The 18,131-nt window shown below is 35.3% G+C and carries 15 protein-coding genes; 7 read left to right on the forward strand and 8 right to left on the reverse strand.

The features are described from left to right. Positions 1-44 precede the first annotated feature (44 nt). From HNP99_RS16215 to HNP99_RS16230, 4 genes are all read right to left on the reverse strand, one after another. On the reverse strand, positions 45-2,201 hold the full coding sequence (locus tag HNP99_RS16215; protein WP_173854498.1) for a VWA domain-containing protein: 2,157 nt from the start codon (positions 2,199-2,201) through the stop codon (positions 45-47). 40 nt (positions 2,202-2,241) lie between these two features. Further along, positions 2,242-3,180, reverse strand: a complete 939-nt coding sequence (locus tag HNP99_RS16220) for a hypothetical protein (protein WP_173854499.1) — start codon at positions 3,178-3,180, stop codon at positions 2,242-2,244. A gap of 2 nt (positions 3,181-3,182) precedes the next feature. Then, complete coding sequence (locus HNP99_RS16225; RefSeq protein WP_173854500.1) at positions 3,183-3,683, reverse strand: RNA polymerase sigma factor; 501 nt, start codon at positions 3,681-3,683, stop codon at positions 3,183-3,185. A 100-nt stretch (positions 3,684-3,783) separates the two neighbouring features. Beyond that, complete coding sequence (locus HNP99_RS16230) at positions 3,784-4,620, reverse strand: DUF6929 family protein (protein WP_173854501.1); 837 nt, start codon at positions 4,618-4,620, stop codon at positions 3,784-3,786. Between the two features lie 214 nt (positions 4,621-4,834). Here HNP99_RS16230 and HNP99_RS16235 point away from each other — a divergent pair, with 214 nt between their 5' ends. From HNP99_RS16235 to HNP99_RS16245, 3 genes are all read left to right on the forward strand, one after another. Continuing rightward, positions 4,835-5,713 carry a PPK2 family polyphosphate kinase gene (locus tag HNP99_RS16235; protein WP_173854511.1) on the forward strand — a complete coding sequence of 293 codons (879 nt, stop codon included), beginning with the start codon at positions 4,835-4,837 and terminating at the stop codon, positions 5,711-5,713. 130 nt (positions 5,714-5,843) lie between these two features. Further along, entirely contained in the window at positions 5,844-7,286 is a 1,443-nt protein-coding gene (locus tag HNP99_RS16240) for a PhoX family protein (protein WP_173854502.1), read from the forward strand. A gap of 91 nt (positions 7,287-7,377) precedes the next feature. Next, a complete protein-coding gene (locus HNP99_RS16245; protein ID WP_173854503.1) occupies positions 7,378-9,135 on the forward strand; it encodes a cytochrome-c peroxidase in 1,758 nt (585 codons plus the stop codon). 60 nt (positions 9,136-9,195) lie between these two features. Here HNP99_RS16245 and HNP99_RS16250 read toward each other — a convergent pair whose 3' ends face one another. From HNP99_RS16250 to HNP99_RS16260, 3 genes are all read right to left on the reverse strand, one after another. Next, complete coding sequence (locus HNP99_RS16250; RefSeq protein WP_173854504.1) at positions 9,196-11,352, reverse strand: catalase; 2,157 nt, start codon at positions 11,350-11,352, stop codon at positions 9,196-9,198. A 48-nt stretch (positions 11,353-11,400) separates the two neighbouring features. Next, positions 11,401-12,135, reverse strand: a complete 735-nt coding sequence (locus HNP99_RS16255) for a DUF72 domain-containing protein (protein ID WP_173854505.1) — start codon at positions 12,133-12,135, stop codon at positions 11,401-11,403. Positions 12,136-12,505: 370 nt separating this feature from the next. Further along, positions 12,506-13,054, reverse strand: a complete 549-nt coding sequence (locus tag HNP99_RS16260; RefSeq protein WP_173854506.1) for a hypothetical protein — start codon at positions 13,052-13,054, stop codon at positions 12,506-12,508. A 234-nt stretch (positions 13,055-13,288) separates the two neighbouring features. Between HNP99_RS16260 and HNP99_RS16265 the strand changes: the two genes are divergently transcribed. Both HNP99_RS16265 and HNP99_RS16270 read left to right on the forward strand, forming a co-directional pair. Beyond that, the gene (locus tag HNP99_RS16265) at positions 13,289-14,698 is read left to right on the forward strand and encodes an MATE family efflux transporter (RefSeq protein ID WP_173854507.1); all 1,410 of its coding nucleotides are present in this window, start codon (positions 13,289-13,291) and stop codon (positions 14,696-14,698) included. A gap of 147 nt (positions 14,699-14,845) precedes the next feature. After that, positions 14,846-15,076, forward strand: coding sequence for a hypothetical protein (locus HNP99_RS16270; protein WP_173837156.1), 231 nt, complete (start codon positions 14,846-14,848; stop codon positions 15,074-15,076). A 1-nt stretch (position 15,077) separates the two neighbouring features. On the opposite strand, the gene meaB is transcribed toward HNP99_RS16270, so the two are convergent. Continuing rightward, a complete protein-coding gene (gene meaB, locus HNP99_RS16275; RefSeq protein ID WP_173854508.1) occupies positions 15,078-16,163 on the reverse strand; it encodes a methylmalonyl Co-A mutase-associated GTPase MeaB in 1,086 nt (361 codons plus the stop codon). A 170-nt stretch (positions 16,164-16,333) separates the two neighbouring features. On the opposite strand from meaB, the gene HNP99_RS16280 reads away from it, so the two are divergent. After that, a complete protein-coding gene (locus HNP99_RS16280; RefSeq protein WP_173854509.1) occupies positions 16,334-17,248 on the forward strand; it encodes an AEC family transporter in 915 nt (304 codons plus the stop codon). A gap of 94 nt (positions 17,249-17,342) precedes the next feature. Beyond that, a complete protein-coding gene (locus tag HNP99_RS16285) occupies positions 17,343-17,981 on the forward strand; it encodes a peroxiredoxin (protein ID WP_173854510.1) in 639 nt (212 codons plus the stop codon). Positions 17,982-18,131: the final 150 nt, after the last annotated feature.

Raw genomic sequence — 18,131 nt, forward strand, 5'->3', positions numbered from 1 at the left:
TTCGTTTCATTATTAATAGCTATTAAAAATTTGTATTTCATTATCTAATTAACCGCCTCTACTAATCGAATAAATTCGGCTTTATAACCTTCAGGATCTTTTGATAATCCTTGTTTTGCTAGAATTAAAATATCCTTTGATGATTTATTCGAAACCAATTTAGAATCCCTCAATTTTAAACCAAACCAGGCAACTGCAGCACTAAATTTTAAATCATCTGATGCTTGTTGTATGGCAGTTGTTTTATTTGCTATAACTTGTACCAACTCGATACTTTTGTCACCGTCAGGTTTTTTATATCTAAATTTGATAGTTGCTAATTCATCACTGTAAGTACTAGTGTCATTTTTAACTGCTGTATATTTCAATTCAGGTTGGCTAAAGTCACTTTCTACTCCGGTAGGAATGATTTCGTATAAAGCCGTTACGGTATGGCCACTTCCTAGTTCTCCTGCATCAATGGCATCGTTTTTAAAATCTTCAGGACGTAATTTTCTGTTTTCGTAGCCTATCAATCGGTAGGATTGCACGTGTTTTGGATTGAATTCTATTTGGATTTTTACATCTTTGGCGATAGCAAACATAGAACCTTTGAATTCTTTACTTAAAAAACGGTTGGCTTCCTGAATATTATCAATATAAGCATAGTTTCCGTTTCCTTTGTTGGCTAATATTTCCATTTTACTGTCTTTGTAATTTCCCATTCCGTATCCTAAACAGGTTAAAAAGACTCCAGTTTTTCTTTTTTCTTCAATTAAAGTTTGCATGTCAGTATTAGCAGAGCTTCCTACATTAAAATCACCATCAGTAGCTAAGATTACTCTGTTGTTTCCATCTTTTATAAAATTTTCTTGTGCAATTTTATAGGCTAGTTCTATTCCGGCTCCACCAGCGGTACTTCCACCAGCATTAAGATTTTCTAATGCATTAATAATAGTAGTCTTATCATCACCAGAAGTAGGAGGCAAAACTAAACCAGCTGCTCCAGCATAAACTACAATAGCCACTTTATCATCTTTTCTAAGTTCGTTGACTAAAATTTTCATGGATTGTTTTAATAACGGTAATTTGTTGCTATCACCCATAGAACCGGATACATCTATTAAAAAAACCATATTTGATGCAGGTAAATCATCAGTTGGAATAATTTTTCCTTGTAAGCCAATTTTTAATAATTGATGTTTTGCATTCCAAGGACAGTTGCTGTATTCTGTATTAATAGAAAACGGATTTTTGTCTTGAGGCTGTGGGTAATTGTATTTAAAGAAATTCATCATCTCCTCCACACGTACAGCATCTTTAGGAACGGTTTGTCCGTTGTTAATAAAACGTCTAATATTAGTGTAGGAAGCATTGTCAACATCAATAGAAAATGTAGATAGTGGAGCTGTTTTAGGCGTTTCAAACTGATTTTCGATAAAGTTCTCGTAATCTTCTTGATCCACTGCTATTGGTTGCTGTTGCTTTACATCTAATAGTGCTAGTTTTTCTTTAAGTTCTTTTTTTGAAAGATTTTGTTGTACTCCGTTTTGTGTAGTTATGAGTATAGCGCCCCCTTGACCTCTTGAACCATAAAGAGCGGTTGCTGTAGCTTCTTTTTCAACCCTTACGTCTTTAATTGTTTTTGGATCTATTTGATTTATGCTGTCTTTATTTACAGGTACGCCATTCACAATATATAATGGTTCATTATTGTTATTAGTTGATGCCTTGCCACGAATTTTAATGTCTGAAGCCGTATTATTATTAGCCGGACTAATTTGAACTCCTGCAACTCTGCCTTGTAACGCTTGTGTACTTGAACTGTTATATACAATACTGGGACTTTGCATGCTAACAATTTCAGCTTTAGAGGCTTTGTGTTTTTTATTTGCATACGCTACAACCACAATTTCTTCTAATGCCGCTGAATGTTCGTTTAGTATTACATTAATTGTATTTGATTCACCAACTTTAACGGTTTTTGACTCCATCCCAATGTAACTAAAAACGAGCTGATCTCCTTTATTAGCAAGAATTGAGTACTGTCCATCAAAATTAGTTTGAGTTCCTTTTATGGTGCTTTTTACAGTAATACTGACACCTGGTAAAGGGTTAGCAGCTCTATCGGTTACGACTCCTGTGATTGTTTTTTCTTGTCCAAAACTTAGGATAGAAAAAAGCATAGCAATGGCTAATGAAATAAGTTTTTCGCTTTTCATGATAGTAATATTTAAAATGTTAGTAATGTGTTTTTCGGAATTATTTACCTACGGGTTTTCTGTTTTTAGTGGTAATTATGACAACTCCTTTTTTTCCTTTGTCACCATATTTAGTAATGGCTTCATCGTTTTGTAAAATTTCTATTGATTGAATTTCTTGTTTGTTCAAAGGTGCGTAGGGGCTCGTAGGGTTTGCGCCAAATAAATCCTCTTCACTATATTCGACACCATTTATAATGTACAAAGGCTCTTTTAAAATGAGTACGGATTCGATATCGTTATTTTTTAGATTGGAAGCTATTTCAATTCCCGTATTACCCAAGGCTTTACTTTTTTTACTCGACAACGCTTGACCATCAACAACCACTAAAGGAGCTGCGTTAGCTTGTATAGCTTGTGAGCTAACAGCATCTGCTTGTACTACAGTCTCATTATTTCCTGGTGCATGACTAACAAGTATTGCGTCATAAACAGCTCCCTTGTGAAACTGACTCGACTGTTTTTTAAGCGTTTCTTTGTTATATGATTTTTTTTCTATTGATCTCTGAATTGGTTCAGGAATAGCTGTTTCTTCCATGACAATAGCTTCTGTTTTTTGAGGAGCATTTACTTGGTTAGAGACAATGCGTGTACTTTTAAGAACGTTGTTAATTTTTACGGTATCTATAGTAGTATGCGTGATTACTGGGGCATCAGGTTTAGCTATTTTTTTTATGATAGTATCTGCCGTAACAATTTCGTTTTTTATAATTTGAATTTCATTTGTAGGTTTAATTACTTGGTATGCTACAGAGATTAATAATAAAACAGATGCAGCAATTGCTATTTTTTTCCAAAGTTTGTTTTTAGTTTTTAGTGCTTTTTTATCTAGTTTTTCATCTACTCTTGCCCAGACTTTTTCAATTCCAGGAAAATCTCTGGTCTCCGCCTTTTGGGAAGCAGTTCTAATTTTATCGAATATTTTATCTTGATTGTCCATGACTAGTTCAATTTTTGGTAATACAAATTATTTACTAATTCCTTCAGCTTTGTTTTCGCGGCATTCAATTGTGATTTTGAAGTGCCTTCAGAAATGTTAAGCATGAGGGCTATTTCCTTATGAGCGTACCCTTCTATTACAAAAAGGTTGAAAATAGTTTTACATCCCTCAGGAATACGGTTTAGTAAATTAAGTAAGTCTTCTTCTTCTAAATCGGTTGCTTCATCATTAAATGGTAAAGCAATCGATTTGACATCATCAAGGTACATGTTGAAATTGGTATTCTTTTTTATGCTTGCCAAACAATGATTAACAGTAATCTTTCTGGCCCAAGCTTCAAAAGCGCCTAATTCTTTTAATTGATCAAGTTTAGTAAAAATAGTATAGAATGCATCGGCTAGAGCTTCTTCTATTTCTTCTTCTTTCTTTAAATACCGTTTGCAAGTACGATACAATTTGGGTGCCATATTTTCGTACACTTGACGCTGGGCGTCTCGGTGCATTTTTTTGCAGGCAATTAATAGGTTTTCGTTTATCACAATGATGTCTTTAATAGTAAAGAGAGTATAAAAGAGAAAAAGGTTGGGAGCGAATTGATTTTTTTTATTTTAATTCTAAAGTGAGCTTAAAAATAGTACTTTCTTGCGCATCAGTGTCATTGTCTTCGCAGAGTAAAAAAGTTATTTGGTTCTTATCTTTTTTATATAAAGTTAAGCCTTCAAATTTATTAGCAGCACTAATGGTTTTAGTAAAGTCTATTTTCATCGATTCAAGATCAATGCGTCCTATAATGCTTCCAAGGATTTCACCATCATCATAGGTTGACTTTGTATCTTCGGCTGCAGCCAAAAAATAAATTTTATTGTCGACAAGAATAGCATCTGTGAAACTGGTACGAACGCCTTTTATTTTGGGTAGTTTATAATCATTAGAGAGCAATGAGAATTCTTGATCTAGTTTTTTAGCTTTGAGCGTAAAAAGCGTATTTTTATTAGTCTTGCTATTGCCACGATTAAAAAAATACCAAAAATCCCCATCATAAATAGCGCCTTCTAGATTAAAGTCTTCGGGATTGATGTTTCCAAAGCTTTGCATTATGGCATAGATGTCAGTTAGATTGTTAGTTCTGACTTTTGTTTTTTGCGGAATACTGAATTCTATCATTTTATTGCGATTAGCAGTAGAACCAGATCCAAAGATATAGAGTGTGTCTTGATAATGCGTTATGGATTCAAAATCAGGTTTGCTGTTTTTGGGAATATTATTTGCGGGATCTTTTAATAATGGATATTTATTTAAGGAGGCATCGAGCATGTTGTATTCATATAAGTAACTACTGTTGTCGCCTATGAGATATAAGATGTCGTTTTGATAAAATAATCCTGAAGCTGAACCGATACCAATGATGTGGAAAACTATATCGAGTGTGAATTTTTTCATTATAATGAGGTTTTAGATACAAAATGCCTAGCCCAGATTGCAGTGAAAATAGATTGAAAAGAAATTGCATTTTTTTCTGGAAGCCGCAGAGCGATTAAAATGAGCTCCTGCGGTGCCCTAAGAAAAAAGCAATTTATTGAAAATGTATTGCAACGTAAAGCTGGATATTGCTGCTCAAAAATACTATATTTACTTTAATTATAATTTATATGCTATGAAATCAATTGATCCTAAAAATTTTAAGGTGGTTGCACCAATACGTTTGGCTGATATTGCCACAAACTTGAATAATGATGCCAGTGATGATGATAAGGAAGATAAATTAGACGGCGTACGTGAAAAACTGAGTGAGTTGCAGGATGTCATGTATGCGCACAACCGTTATGGGGTTTTGATTTGCATGCAGGGAATGGATACTTCTGGAAAAGACAGTTTGATTAGAGAGGTTTTTAAAGAATTTAATCCGCGTGGAGTAGAGGTGAGTAGTTTTAAAACGCCCAATTCAACTGAGCTGGAGCATGATTATTTATGGAGACATTACCTGGCTTTGCCAGAGAAAGGGAAGTTTGCGATTTTTAACAGAACGCATTATGAAAATGTTTTGGTGACGCGTGTGCACCCAGAATATATTATGAATGAAAATTTACCTGGAATTGAAAAAGTAGCAGATATTACGCCTCAATTTTGGGAAGATAGAATGGAACAAATCAATAATTTTGAGAAACACATTTCGCAAAACGGAACGATTGTCATGAAGTTCTATTTTCATATGAGTAAAGAGGAGCAACGTAAACGCTTGTTGCGCCGTTTAGAAAATGAAGAGCATCACTGGAAATTTTCACCTGGGGATTTAAAGGAGAGAGAACGCTGGGATGATTATATGAACTATTATGAGGAAGCGATTAATAAAACGGCTAAAGAAAACGCACCATGGTACATCATTCCATCAGACGATAAAGATATGGCTCGCTATATTGTAGCGGAAATTATCTGGCAAGAAATGCAAAAATACACAGATATTAAAGAACCTGCACTTGATGAGGAGGTAAAAAAGAATTTTGCGATCTACAAAGCGGCGTTGTCAAAAGAGTAATTTTAGGGTGTGTTAAGGGATTGTTTTTAATTGTTAAATTAAGATTGAAATCTTTAAGTTTTAGTAATGTTTAGTTGATTTCCTATTAAAATATGGGGTGTTTCTTTGCTTCAAACAAAAAAACACCCAGATGAAAAAAATTATTCTTCCAGTACTATTACTAACTTCTTTATTTTCGTGTAATAATGATGATAATGCAACTAAAACCGATGTTGTTCTAGCAACACAATCTACAACTCCAGTGCTATTGAAAAAGCAAGCAGGATTTGAAAATTTAGAATTATTCTCTTTAATTAGTTCTGATGATGTTTTGCCTTCCAGTCCTAATTTTGTTTTTGGAGGATCAGCAGATGGATCGGGATTATTAAAAAATACTGATGGCACTTTTACTTTCTTGGTAAATAATGAGGATAATTTTTCGGTATCAAGAATCACTTTAGACAAAACATTCAAGCCTGTAAAAGGAGAATATTTATTGAATTCAGATGGAGGAACATGGAGGCTGTGTGGCGCTACGATGGCAACTCCTGCTGAACACGGTTTTGGTCCTTTGTATTTAACTTGTGGAGAGTCAGGACAAGAATCACGCACCCACGGATTAGATCCTTATGCAGATGCAGGAACAAATAGTGTTTCAAGAGAATTACCAGGTTTAGGACGCTTAAGCGCTGAGAATGCATTACCATTAAAAGCTACTGCGTTTGCAGGTAAAACAGTGATTGTTATAGGTGATGATGACTCTGGAACTTATGGTGGTCAATTGTTTATGTACGTTGCTGATAAAGTAGGAGATCTTGCTAATGGGTCGCTGTACATGATGAAAAGAAATGACGACAACCAGAGAGAGAAAGATATGGTTGCTAATCAAAACTACGACGTTTCTTTTGTGAAAATAGTAGATCATACTACGCTTACGGGAGCACAAATTAACGCCTCGGTAAATACGTTAAAAGCAATTAAATTTGGTCGTGTAGAGGATTTAGATTATCGCAAAGGTGGTAAAGATGCTGATCGCGAAATCTATTTTAATGTAACCGGTCAAAATACTACTGGGAATAATGCAGATGCTTCTAGAACAAAGTATGGTAGAGTGTACAAATTGAATTTGAATGCTACTGATCCTCTTAAAGGTACGTTACAAGTTTTACTAGACGGAGATGACCGTACTGGTATTGCGGGTAAATTCCAGAATCCTGATAATATATGTGTGACTAAAAACTACGTGTATGTGCAAGAAGATGCTAACGGTTACGGTGATGAAACACACGATGGGTATATTTATCAATACAACATTGCTACAAAACAATTGAAAGTAGTAGTTGAATTAGACCACCGTCGTACTGCTGAAGATGCTGCAAAATATAATGTGGGTGGTACATCAGGTTTTGGAGAATGGGAATATGGTGCTTTAATTGATGTGTCAGAACAATTAGGTATTGATGATACCTTCTTATTGAGTGTGCAGCCACACACCTGGACAGGTGACAAATACAAAGGAGTTGATGGAGGATCTGGACGTCCTAACGAAAACCAAGCAAGTCAAATTGTTTTAATCAAAGGACTAGCGAGATAAACATTTTTATACTATAAACTAAAGCCTGCGGTTTCTTAATTGAAACCGGGGCTTTTGGTTTATATAAAATTTTCTAGTTGTACTATTTATTATGAAAAAAATTATCCCATTCCTGCTGTTTCTGGTTTTAATTGGCTGTCAGAAAAAAGAAAAGTCGGTACAAGTAAATGACTTGTTTAAGGCTGATGTTGCGTTAGTCTTTAAAGAAGTTTCGCTATTGCAAAAGGGAATCGAGTCCAATCAAGACCAACAAAAATTACAACAGCAATTTTTGAAGACGCACGAGCAGTACAAAAAGATTGAAATGTTAAGTGAGTATTATTTTCCATCAGTGACAAAAGCAGTAAACGGACCTGCAATTCCTGAGTACGAAGAAAACGATGGAAAAGTAATTGCTCCCGAAGGTTTTCAAGTCATAGAAGAATTGTTGTTTCCAGAGTATGATGTACAGTCAAAAGAAGTACTTCTAAAACAAATAGGAATCGTGACGGCAAATTTGAAACGTATTGCTTCGTTAGCGAAGACCAATACGCTGACAGATTCCCATGTTTTTGACGCCATGCGGTTAGAAGTTTTTAGAATTATTACACTAGGGATCACTGGATTTGATTCACCTGTGGCTAAAAATTCAATTCCAGAGGTCGTCCCAGCGCTACAGACACTACAGCGGTACTTAGCTGTTTATGATAGTGAAAGTGAAGAGGCTAAAAATTTAGTACAACTAATCAAAGAAGGAATAAAACAAACGTCAGCTAAAATACCCTTTGATAAATTCGATCGTGCCGCTTTTATCTTGAACGTAGGAAACCCTTTGAGTCGCGCTTTGTATGAGTCGCAATTAAGATTGGGTATTCCTGTTTTTGATGAGGTACGTGGTTTAAAGACTAATGCTGCTACCTTATTCGATAAAAATGTCTTTGATGCGGAAGCATTTTCGGGCTTTCCAGATTATAAAACAACTGCTGATAAAATCGCTTTAGGGAAAATGTTATTCAACGATCCTGTATTATCTGGAGACAACAGCAGGTCGTGTGCTTCATGCCATCATGAGGATAAAGCCTTCACTGACGGACTCGAAAAAGCAACATCCTTTAACGGAAAAACTTATGTAAAAAGAAATACACCAACATTGAGCAATATTGCTTTTCAAAGAGCCTTTTTTAGTGATTCTAGAGTGAATTATCTCGAAGACCAAGCGGTTGCGGTCATTACAAACAAAGAAGAAATGCATGGTGACATGGATGCAGCCACAATCGAAATCAAGAAAAACAAAGAGTATGTAGCTCAATTTAAAAGAGCGTTTCCTGAGAAAGAGATCAGTGCTTTTGAGATTAAAAATGCATTGGCTTCTTACATACGATCACTAAGTAATTATGATGCTAAGTTTGATCGCTACATGCGCGCCGAAACCACTTTTACAGCGGATGAGAAAGCAGGTTTTAATCTTTTTGCAGGTAAAGCTAAATGTGCCAGCTGTCATTTTATTCCTTTGACAAACGGTACGGCACCACCACATTATGACCGTTCTGAAAGTGAAGTATTAGGGGTTCCGGATAAAAGTGGTAAACTAGATGGCGATTTAGGGAAATATTTAATTTCGAATGCGCCACTTCATAAAACCTCTTTTAAAACACCCACCATTAGAAACATCACTTTAACCGCGCCTTACATGCATAACGGTGTGTACAAAACACTGGAAGAAGTTGTTGATTTTTATGAAGAAGGAGGAGGAGCAGGTTTGGGATTCAATCTCGATAATCAAACATTACCCACAGACAAACTAAATTTAAGTGATTTAGAAAAAAAGCAGTTGGTTGCTTTCATGAAAACACTCACTGATATAAAATAAGTATTTTTTGTTCAAATAAAAAAGGCTCTGAAATTTTCAGAGCCTTTATAGTTTTTAAGATTATGCTTTTGGTTCGCGTTCCCAAAAACGGTGTTGTGCAAGTGCTTTACTATATTCTTGAGCATTGCTATTATCCTCTTTACTGATGATAATTCCGTTGTCTTTATTTTTCTTATCCTCTAATGGAATCATAGTGTCCTTGATAAAGTCTTTGATGTTTTCTCCAAAACCAATTACCTTACAATGTTTGTATGCTTCATTGATAAATTCGATTACATCGGGCGTATTGTCTTTAAAATCAAATTTGGCATTAGCCGGAATGTAAACACTGTCAAACAATACCGAAGCGGCGATTAACAAACTTTGATCAACAGCGATCTCCGTTCCTTTGTCTGTTTTGATGGTTCCTAGATGAGTTGCTATAATTTTTACCATAGCGCCTTTGTCTTCAAGTGCTTTTTTCATGCTATTTAATGATGCCTCATTTACACCATCTGTACAAATAAATGCAACTTGTCTTGTTTCAATCGTATCGTTATTTTCTTTGCTTTTTAACATGCTTAAAGCATCAGACGTTGCTACGCTTGGTTTTTTAATAATACTTTCTTGATCTGGATTTGGATCTGCGCCTACGCCTTGGTTCAAGGGTTTTTGAAGTGTTTTTGGTACTTCCATTCCCAAACCTTCTGCTACTTTTTTAGCCAAAGTCTCATCAACAATAGATAAAAACCCTAACATACGTACACGTATTTCTTCCGTTTCAACTTTTCCTAACTCAAAACGGAATGCTTTGATGATGTGATTTTGTTCTACAGTAGTCATACTATTAAAGAAAAGTGTTGCTTGACTAAAGTGATCAGAGAAACTTTTACTTCTTTCTCTCACTTTGTGTGCATCAATTCGTTCGTTAAAACTTTCAAAGCCACCTTGATCAACCTTTGCTTGAAACGGGCAACCGCCTCCTAGAGAGTTGGGATGATAGCTCACACGACCAGGATTAATTTGCTGGCGCATGTGACCGTCACGCTGGTTGTTGTGGATTTCGTTAATCGATCTATTAATTGGTATTTCGTGAAAATTAGGGCTTTCTAATCTTGACAGCTGTGTATCAGTGTAGGAGAATAAACGGCCTTGTAACAATGGGTCGTTTGTAAAATCGATTCCGGGAACAATGTGTCCTGGATGAAAAGCCACTTGTTCTGTTTCGGCAAAAAAGTTGTCTGGGTTTCTATTGAGAACCATACGACCAATTTTCATCACCGGAACTAATTCTTCAGGAACTAATTTTGTAGGATCTAGTAAATCAAAATCAAAATCAAATTTATGCTCGTCAGCCTCTGGGATTAATTGTACACCTAATTCCCATTCAGGAAAGTTCCCATTGTCAATAGCTTCCCATAAATCTTGACGGTGAAAGTCAGAGTTTTTACCTGATATTTTTTGTGCTTCGTCCCATAAGACTCCGTGGATTCCTAATTTAGGTTTCCAATGAAATTTTACAAAGTGTGATTCATTTTTCGCATTAATAAAACGAAACGTGTGCACTCCAAAACCTTCCATCATACGCAAACTTCTAGGAATAGCACGATCAGACATGGTCCACATAACTTGATGCATAGACTCTGGCATCAAGGAAATAAAATCCCAAAAAGTATCGTGTGCTGAAGCAGCTTGCGGAATTTCGTTATGCGGTTCTGGTTTTACTGCGTGGATAAGATCGGGGAATTTAATCGCATCTTGGATAAAGAAAACAGGCATGTTGTTTCCTACTAAATCGTAATTACCTTCTTTAGTATAAAACTTCACTGAGAAACCACGAACATCTCGCGCCAAATCAGTCGAACCTCTAGATCCTGCTACCGTAGAGAAACGAGTAAAAACCGGCGTTTTAATCTTTGGATCTTGTAAGAAACCTGCTTTTGTGTATTTCTCCATAGATTCGTACACTTCAAAGTAACCATGTGCAGCAGAACCTCTAGCATGAACAATTCGTTCTGGAATGCGTTCATGATCAAAGTGCGTAATCTTTTCTCTTAAAATAAAATCTTCTAATAATGACGGGCCTCTGCTTCCTGATTTAAGGGAATTTGTGTCGTCATTGATCAGTAAACCTTGGTCAGTGTTCATCAATTGATCAGTAGACTCGGTGGTGTTTCTTTTTAAATCTTCTAATTTGGCATTAGTCGATTCTTGTGGTTTGTTTGCTTTGTCTTTCATGATAGTTTGTTTTATTGTTTTGTTCTAGTGGGTATTATTGTGTAATGTTCAGTTTCTATCGTCAACAAGATGCTGCATCATTTGTGCATTCACAATTCCTGCTTCACTGGCTGTGTTATTAAAATAGATAAAGGCCTTTTTCTTGTTTTCGTGGAGCTCTAGTTGGTATTTTATAAAATCAATATCCTTTTGAGTATATTTCGAATAAAATAATTGCTTGTTTCCGTGAAGACGTAAGTATTGAATGGGCGATTGTGTTACAATATGCTGGGGTAGCGTAGGGTGGCTCACGCTGCAAAACGAAATATTTCTGCTTGTTAATTTGTGAATCACCTCGTCGTTCCACCAACTTTCATGACGAAATTCAACTACGTTGTCAAAACTACTGTCGAGATTTCGAAGTACACTGTATAGATTTTCAGCGGTAAAAGTATAACTAGGAGGAAATTGAAATAAGATACACCCTAGTTTCTCTTTTAATCCTTCTTTGCAAATTGTATAAAATTCACTAATGCGTTCCTCACAATCTTTTAATTTTTTAAGGTGAGTAATCTCTTTGGGTGCTTTTAATGAGTATATAAAATGGCTCGGACTCCTATTGTACCAGTTTTCCATGACCTTGCTGGTAGGAAATTTATAAAATGTGGCGTTGATTTCAAAGGTGTCAAAATGTTCACTATAGTATTTGAACCATTCTTTTGATGGCAGTTCTTCGGGATAAAAAGCAGGAACCCATTTTTTATTGTAGAAACTCGAACAGCCTATTTTAAATATTTTTTCCATTACTATAGATTGGTGTGCTATGTTTTATATCGAGGCAAGAATTATTTACTGTTGAACTAGTAGCTACAACCTTGTGTTAGATTACAATACAGAAGGTTGTTTAATAGAATGAAATTGATCTGAAAACCTTCATATTCAATGAAATTTTCTGCTTGCTCTGCGTAAAATTAGCAAGATAACGACGAAATAGTTTACAGAATTATTGTAATATGTTTCGGTTTAATGATCTGTTTGTTAACGAAGTACGGTTGTAGTAGTGGTGTATGAATAAGCGTGCTGTTAATATTTTTAAACAAAAAAAAGCAGTATTAAGATTGCTCTTAATACTGCCATTTAAATAGTAGATAAAATCAATTACCTAGAATATGTTTTATAGTTTGAAACCGTATGCTAAACGTACACCTACTTGACCAAATCCTTTACCATAAGTTCCGTTATTATTAATTTTGTCAAAGTCTGAATAGTGCTCGTAGTGTAAAGATACGTCAATGTATTTTGTAGCATATCCAATACTTGGAGATAATAATAGTGAAGTTTCGTTATTTCCATTAGATACTGCAAATGCAGCTCCAGCTTCACCCATTACATAAAATTGATCATCCCAAATAAATGCTTTGAAACCTGCTTTTGCTGGTATGAATCCTACATCATTTCCGTCAGCTTTGCTTACAAATAAATTGGTGTATCCTGTAGTTAAGGTTAGTGAATATCTTTTAGACAAATCATACTGTAATCTAACGTCACCACCTAATGCCAATTTGTAAGGATCCTGTGTTGCATACCCTACATTAGCTCCTACTCCTAAACGGAAACCTTGATCGTAGTTTGATGCAGCTGTGTCTTGTGCAGAAGAGGTATTAGAGAAAAATGCTGAGATTGCTAATACTAATAATGTTTTGATTTTTGTTGTAGTTTTCATAAATGTGGAATTTGTTTTTTAATAAATTATACAGTCACTTTTTTTTCATTTTCTTTGTTTGTGACTGGTACAAATGTAGTGGCGCAATTGTCTTGAAATGTTATAAAATTATTCGATTTTGTTACAGAATATTATAATCACACTTTTAAATCATAATTTATATTAGGTTGAAGGGTATATAATAGTCTTTTCAAAAGCTTCTAATTATATTTGCACTCTTAAAAAAACATCAAATTGAATTTAGCCACATACACAAAAGAGTTTTCGTATAATTTGCGTTTAGCCTATCCTATAATATTAGGAATGCTAGGACATACCATCGTGGGTATTGTCGACAATATTATGGTAGGTAAATTAGGGCCTACTGAGTTAGCGGCAGTCTCTCTAGGAAATAGCTTTGTATTTATTGCAATGTCATTAGGGATAGGTTTTTCAACCGCTATCACACCACTAGCAGCTCAGGCTGATGGTCGAAAAAGTATAGCCGATGGTCGTAGTGCTTTTCATCATGGTTTGTATTTGTGTACTATATTAGGAGCGGTTTTATTCGCAGTTATATTTCTATCTAAACCTGTGATTAGTTTTATGGGCCAACCTGAGAATGTTGTTGACTTAGCAAAGCCGTACCTAGATATTGTAGCGTTCTCGCTTATTCCTTTAATAATCTTTCAGGGTTATAAGCAGTTTGCTGACGGTATGAGTGAAACTAAAATTTCTATGTGGGCTACCATCTTAGGGAATGTAGTCAACGTGTTTTTAAATTACTTATTTATATACGGTATCTGGATTTTTCCTGAATTAGGAATCGTAGGAGCTGCTATAGGAACCATTGTTTCTCGTTTTGTAATGCTTGGATACATGCATTTCCAAATGAAAAAAATGACCAAATTTCATCCTTTCTTTGAAGGTTTTTCGATAAAAAAGATAAAGAAAGAGGTAAATCTTAAAATTATAAGTTTAGGAGCGCCATCTGCAATGCAAATGTTTTTTGAAGTAGGATTGTTTACAGCCGCAGTATGGTTGTCTGGAAGGTTGGGAATAACCAATCAGGCAGCGAACCAAATTGCGTTGAGCTTGGCTTCGTTCACCTTCATGTTTGCGATGGGATTGAGTGTTGCAGCGACCATTAGAGTAGGGAACCAAAAAGGATTAGGAGATTATAAGCAGTTACGCGTAGTCGCTATTTCGGTTTTTCTTGTCGCTATTTTGCTTGAGACACTGTTTGCGCTTATCTTTATACTATTCCATAAACAATTACCAGCTCTATTTATAGATATGAATAATGTTAAAGATTTAGCAGCTAATACTGAGGTGGTAGCGATTGCAGCGCAGTTACTAGTAGTTGCGGCAGTTTTCCAAATTTCAGATGGAATTCAAGTGGTATTCCTGGGTGCATTGCGTGGTTTACAAGACGTGAAAATCCCTATGTACATTACCTTCATTGCGTACTGGGTAGTTGGATTTCCTACTTCGATTTATCTAGGCATTTATACCACTCTAGGAGCAACAGGTATCTGGATTGGTTTGCTAGCGGGCTTGACAACTGCAGCAGTGTTTTTATATATTCGATTTAATAAATTAACAAAGAGATTAATTATCGAAAATCCAGCACCGCAAACGCTAGCAGATGAGTACGTGCTTTAAATTCGTACAAAAGCTGACACTAAAATTATAAAGGCAATTATTCGAATGTAGAAATAGATTTTTTAAAACTTTATTCGGTTCTTTGTTTTTATTTGACTTTCGAATAAAAAACAAAAATAGAAGACATCAATTTATAAATATTACAAAATGGAATTACCTAAATTTTTACTTGGAGATAACACTGATTTTCCAGATGATATCTTCATCATTCACCTCGATTATCCTAGATTTATCATCAACTTAAAAGATGATGAGGTAGAATTTATTGAAGAAGCTGAGGATCTTGATGAGGCAGAATTAAATACTGAAATGGAAGGTTTGATCGAAGCGGCAAATGCTTTTTACGACAGAGAAATGGAACTTTACGAGAAAGAGTAACTTACTTAAAGTACTTTTCTAACAATATTTGAGCGGCTGCAAAAGGTGATATTTTATCTTTTTGCACCGCTTTTTTAGTTGATGCTAGTAAGGCTTCAATATCAGGATTATTGTAAAAATTTAATTTTAAACGCTCATTAATAGTTTCAAGTAACCAGTATTCATTTTGCTCCGCTCGCTTGGTATTGAAGTAGTCATTGCCAGTTGTGAGTAGTAAAAATTCAGAAATCGTTTCCCATACTTCGGGAATTCCATCAGCGGTTACGGCGCTACAAGTAGCAGTAGTAGGTGTCCAACCTGATTTTTTGGCAGGAAATAAATGCAAGGCTCTGTTGAATTCGGTTTTCGCTAATTTGGCTTTCCTAATATTATCACCATCGGCTTTATTGATGACTATGGCATCTGCCATTTCCATTATTCCTCGTTTTATACCTTGTAACTCATCTCCAGCACCAGCAATTTTTAATAATAGAAAGAAGTCTACCATGCTGTGTACTGCAGTTTCACTTTGTCCCACGCCTACAGTTTCGATAATTATAGTATCAAATCCGCAAGCTTCACACAATGTAATTGTCTCACGAGTTTTTCTAGCAACACCTCCAAGAGTATCTCCAGAAGCTGACGGACGGATATATGCATTTTTATCTTTAACCAATTCTTCCATTCGGGTTTTGTCTCCCAAAATACTTCCATGTGAAATAGTACTACTTGGATCTACCGCCAATACCGCTACTTTTTTTCCTAAACTCGTTAAGTGTTGACCAAACGATTCTATAAATGTACTTTTTCCTACTCCAGGAACTCCTGTGATACCTATTCGGACAGATTTGTTAGCATGAAGCAAACAAGCATTTATTATGTCATTGGCTTTTGCTAGATGTTCTGGATTAGTACTTTCGACTAAGGTAATGGCTCTGCTCAAGTCACTAATGTTTCCTGAGAGGATTCCGTTTACTAATTCTTCAGCTGAAGGTTGGATTCTTCTAAATTTCTGAATGTTTTTTACAACAGTAGCACTGATAATTTCAGGAGCAGAAATTCCAGCTTTTTCATGAAGTGCAGAGACAGGTATTTTTTTATCGTTCAAAATAATAGTATTGAATTGTAAAAGTAATCAAATCTAAAACGGTTTCAAAAGTAGCGCCACAAAAGTAAAAGAAAAGTTAGGCAACAGTAGCTTAAAATAAAGTGTTTGTTTTTAGAAACGAAGTGCTTTTATAGCTGCTAATTTGTTATTTTTGTGACTAACACACTGCTATGAACAACCTTATTCTCATATTCATATATATCGTCGTAGGCCTCGTTTTGCAACGTATAAAAGGCTTTCCTGTAAGTAAAGTGTATAAAGGATTTAATAAGTTAGTAATTTATTATTGTTTGCCGGCGTTGGCTTTGTTTTATATTCCAAAGATTCATTGGAACAATCAATTGTTATATCCTATAGGCGTTGCTTGGATTGGTTTTGCAGGAGCTTTTATTCTATTTCGTTTTTTAGGAAAAAAATACGGCTGGTCTAAGAAGCTCACAGGTTGTTTAATTTTAACAGCAGGCTTAGGGAATACTTCTTTTTTAGGTTTTCCTATAATTCAAGCACTGTATGGTGATGAAGGAATGAAAACGGCAATTCTAGTAGACCAGCCTGGCTCGTTTGTAGTTTTGTCTACTTTAGGAATTTTGGTGGCTACGTTGTACTCAAAAGGAGGGGAGAGTGGTGGTGCTATTTTAAAAAAAATTCTGTTGTTTCCGCCTTTCATAACTTTTGTAGTTGCCTGCATTATGAATATTTACAACTTTGATTTTCAGCAATGGGTTCAAAGTACGTTACAGTTTGTAGGAAGCGGAGTTACCCCGCTTGCATTACTATCAGTAGGCTTACAGTTACGATTTGAAACTAGAAGCCAACACTGGAAATTTCTGGGACTAGGATTGTTGTATAAGCTGATTCTCACTCCAGCAATAATTTATATTTTATATGTTTTGGTTTTTAACCAAAGCTCAAAAATCATTGAAGTAGCAATAATGGAAGCCGCGATGGCACCTATGATAACTGCATGTATATTAGCATCATCTCATGGATTAAAACCACGATTGAGTAGTATGATGATTGGTTTTGGAATCCCAATTTCTTTTGTCACTTTAATTTTTTGGTATTTCGTGGTTCAGTTTGTTTAAAAATGGGATCCTTTTTTAGATATTATTTATGACTTGTGTCATAAGCAGTGTTGTTTTTTTTGAGTAATTTTAATTGAATTTAAAAAATAGCATTATGGCAACTTTACGTTTAGGAGATTTAGCTCCAAATTTTACTGCAGAAACAACATTAGGAAATATAAATTTTTACGATTGGTTAGGGGATTCTTGGGGAGTTTTATTTTCACATCCGTCAGATTTCACACCAGTTTGTACCACTGAATTAGGTACTGTAGCAAACTACTACCCAGAATTCCAAAAAAGAAATACTAAAGTAATCGCACTTAGTGTAGATGGAGTAGCATCACACCTAAAATGGATTAAAGATATTGAGGAAACGCAAAATGTGACTTTGCAATATCCTATTATAGCTGATGAAGATAAATTTGTTGCAAATTTATACGATATGATTCACCCTAATGCTGACGATACTTTTACTGTTCGCTCTGTATTTATCATTGCTCCTGATAAAAAAATAAAACTGATTTTGACCTATCCAGCCTCTACAGGTAGAAATTTTGATGAAATATTACGAGTAATAGATAGTTTACAACTAACAGCTAACTACAGTGTTGCAACACCAGCAAACTGGAAAGATGGTGATGATGTAGTTATCTCTCCATCCATTCCAGACAGTGACATTCCAGCAAAATTCCCAAAAGGATTTAGAGGAATTAAATCCTATTTAAGAATGACGCCTCAGCCTAATAAATAACGGTTTGATGAAATAAAAAGAAAGGGAACTCAATTATTGTTGAGTTCCCTTTTTTATGTGATTTAGGCATGACCCACTAAAAAAAAGCGGGTCGGGCTGTACGCTGTATCTTTATGGCTTTAAAGAAAAGCCATAAAGGATGCCGCTACC

The organism is Flavobacterium gelidicaeli (genome assembly GCF_013294005.1).
Classification (GTDB): Bacteria; Bacteroidota; Bacteroidia; order Flavobacteriales; family Flavobacteriaceae; genus Flavobacterium.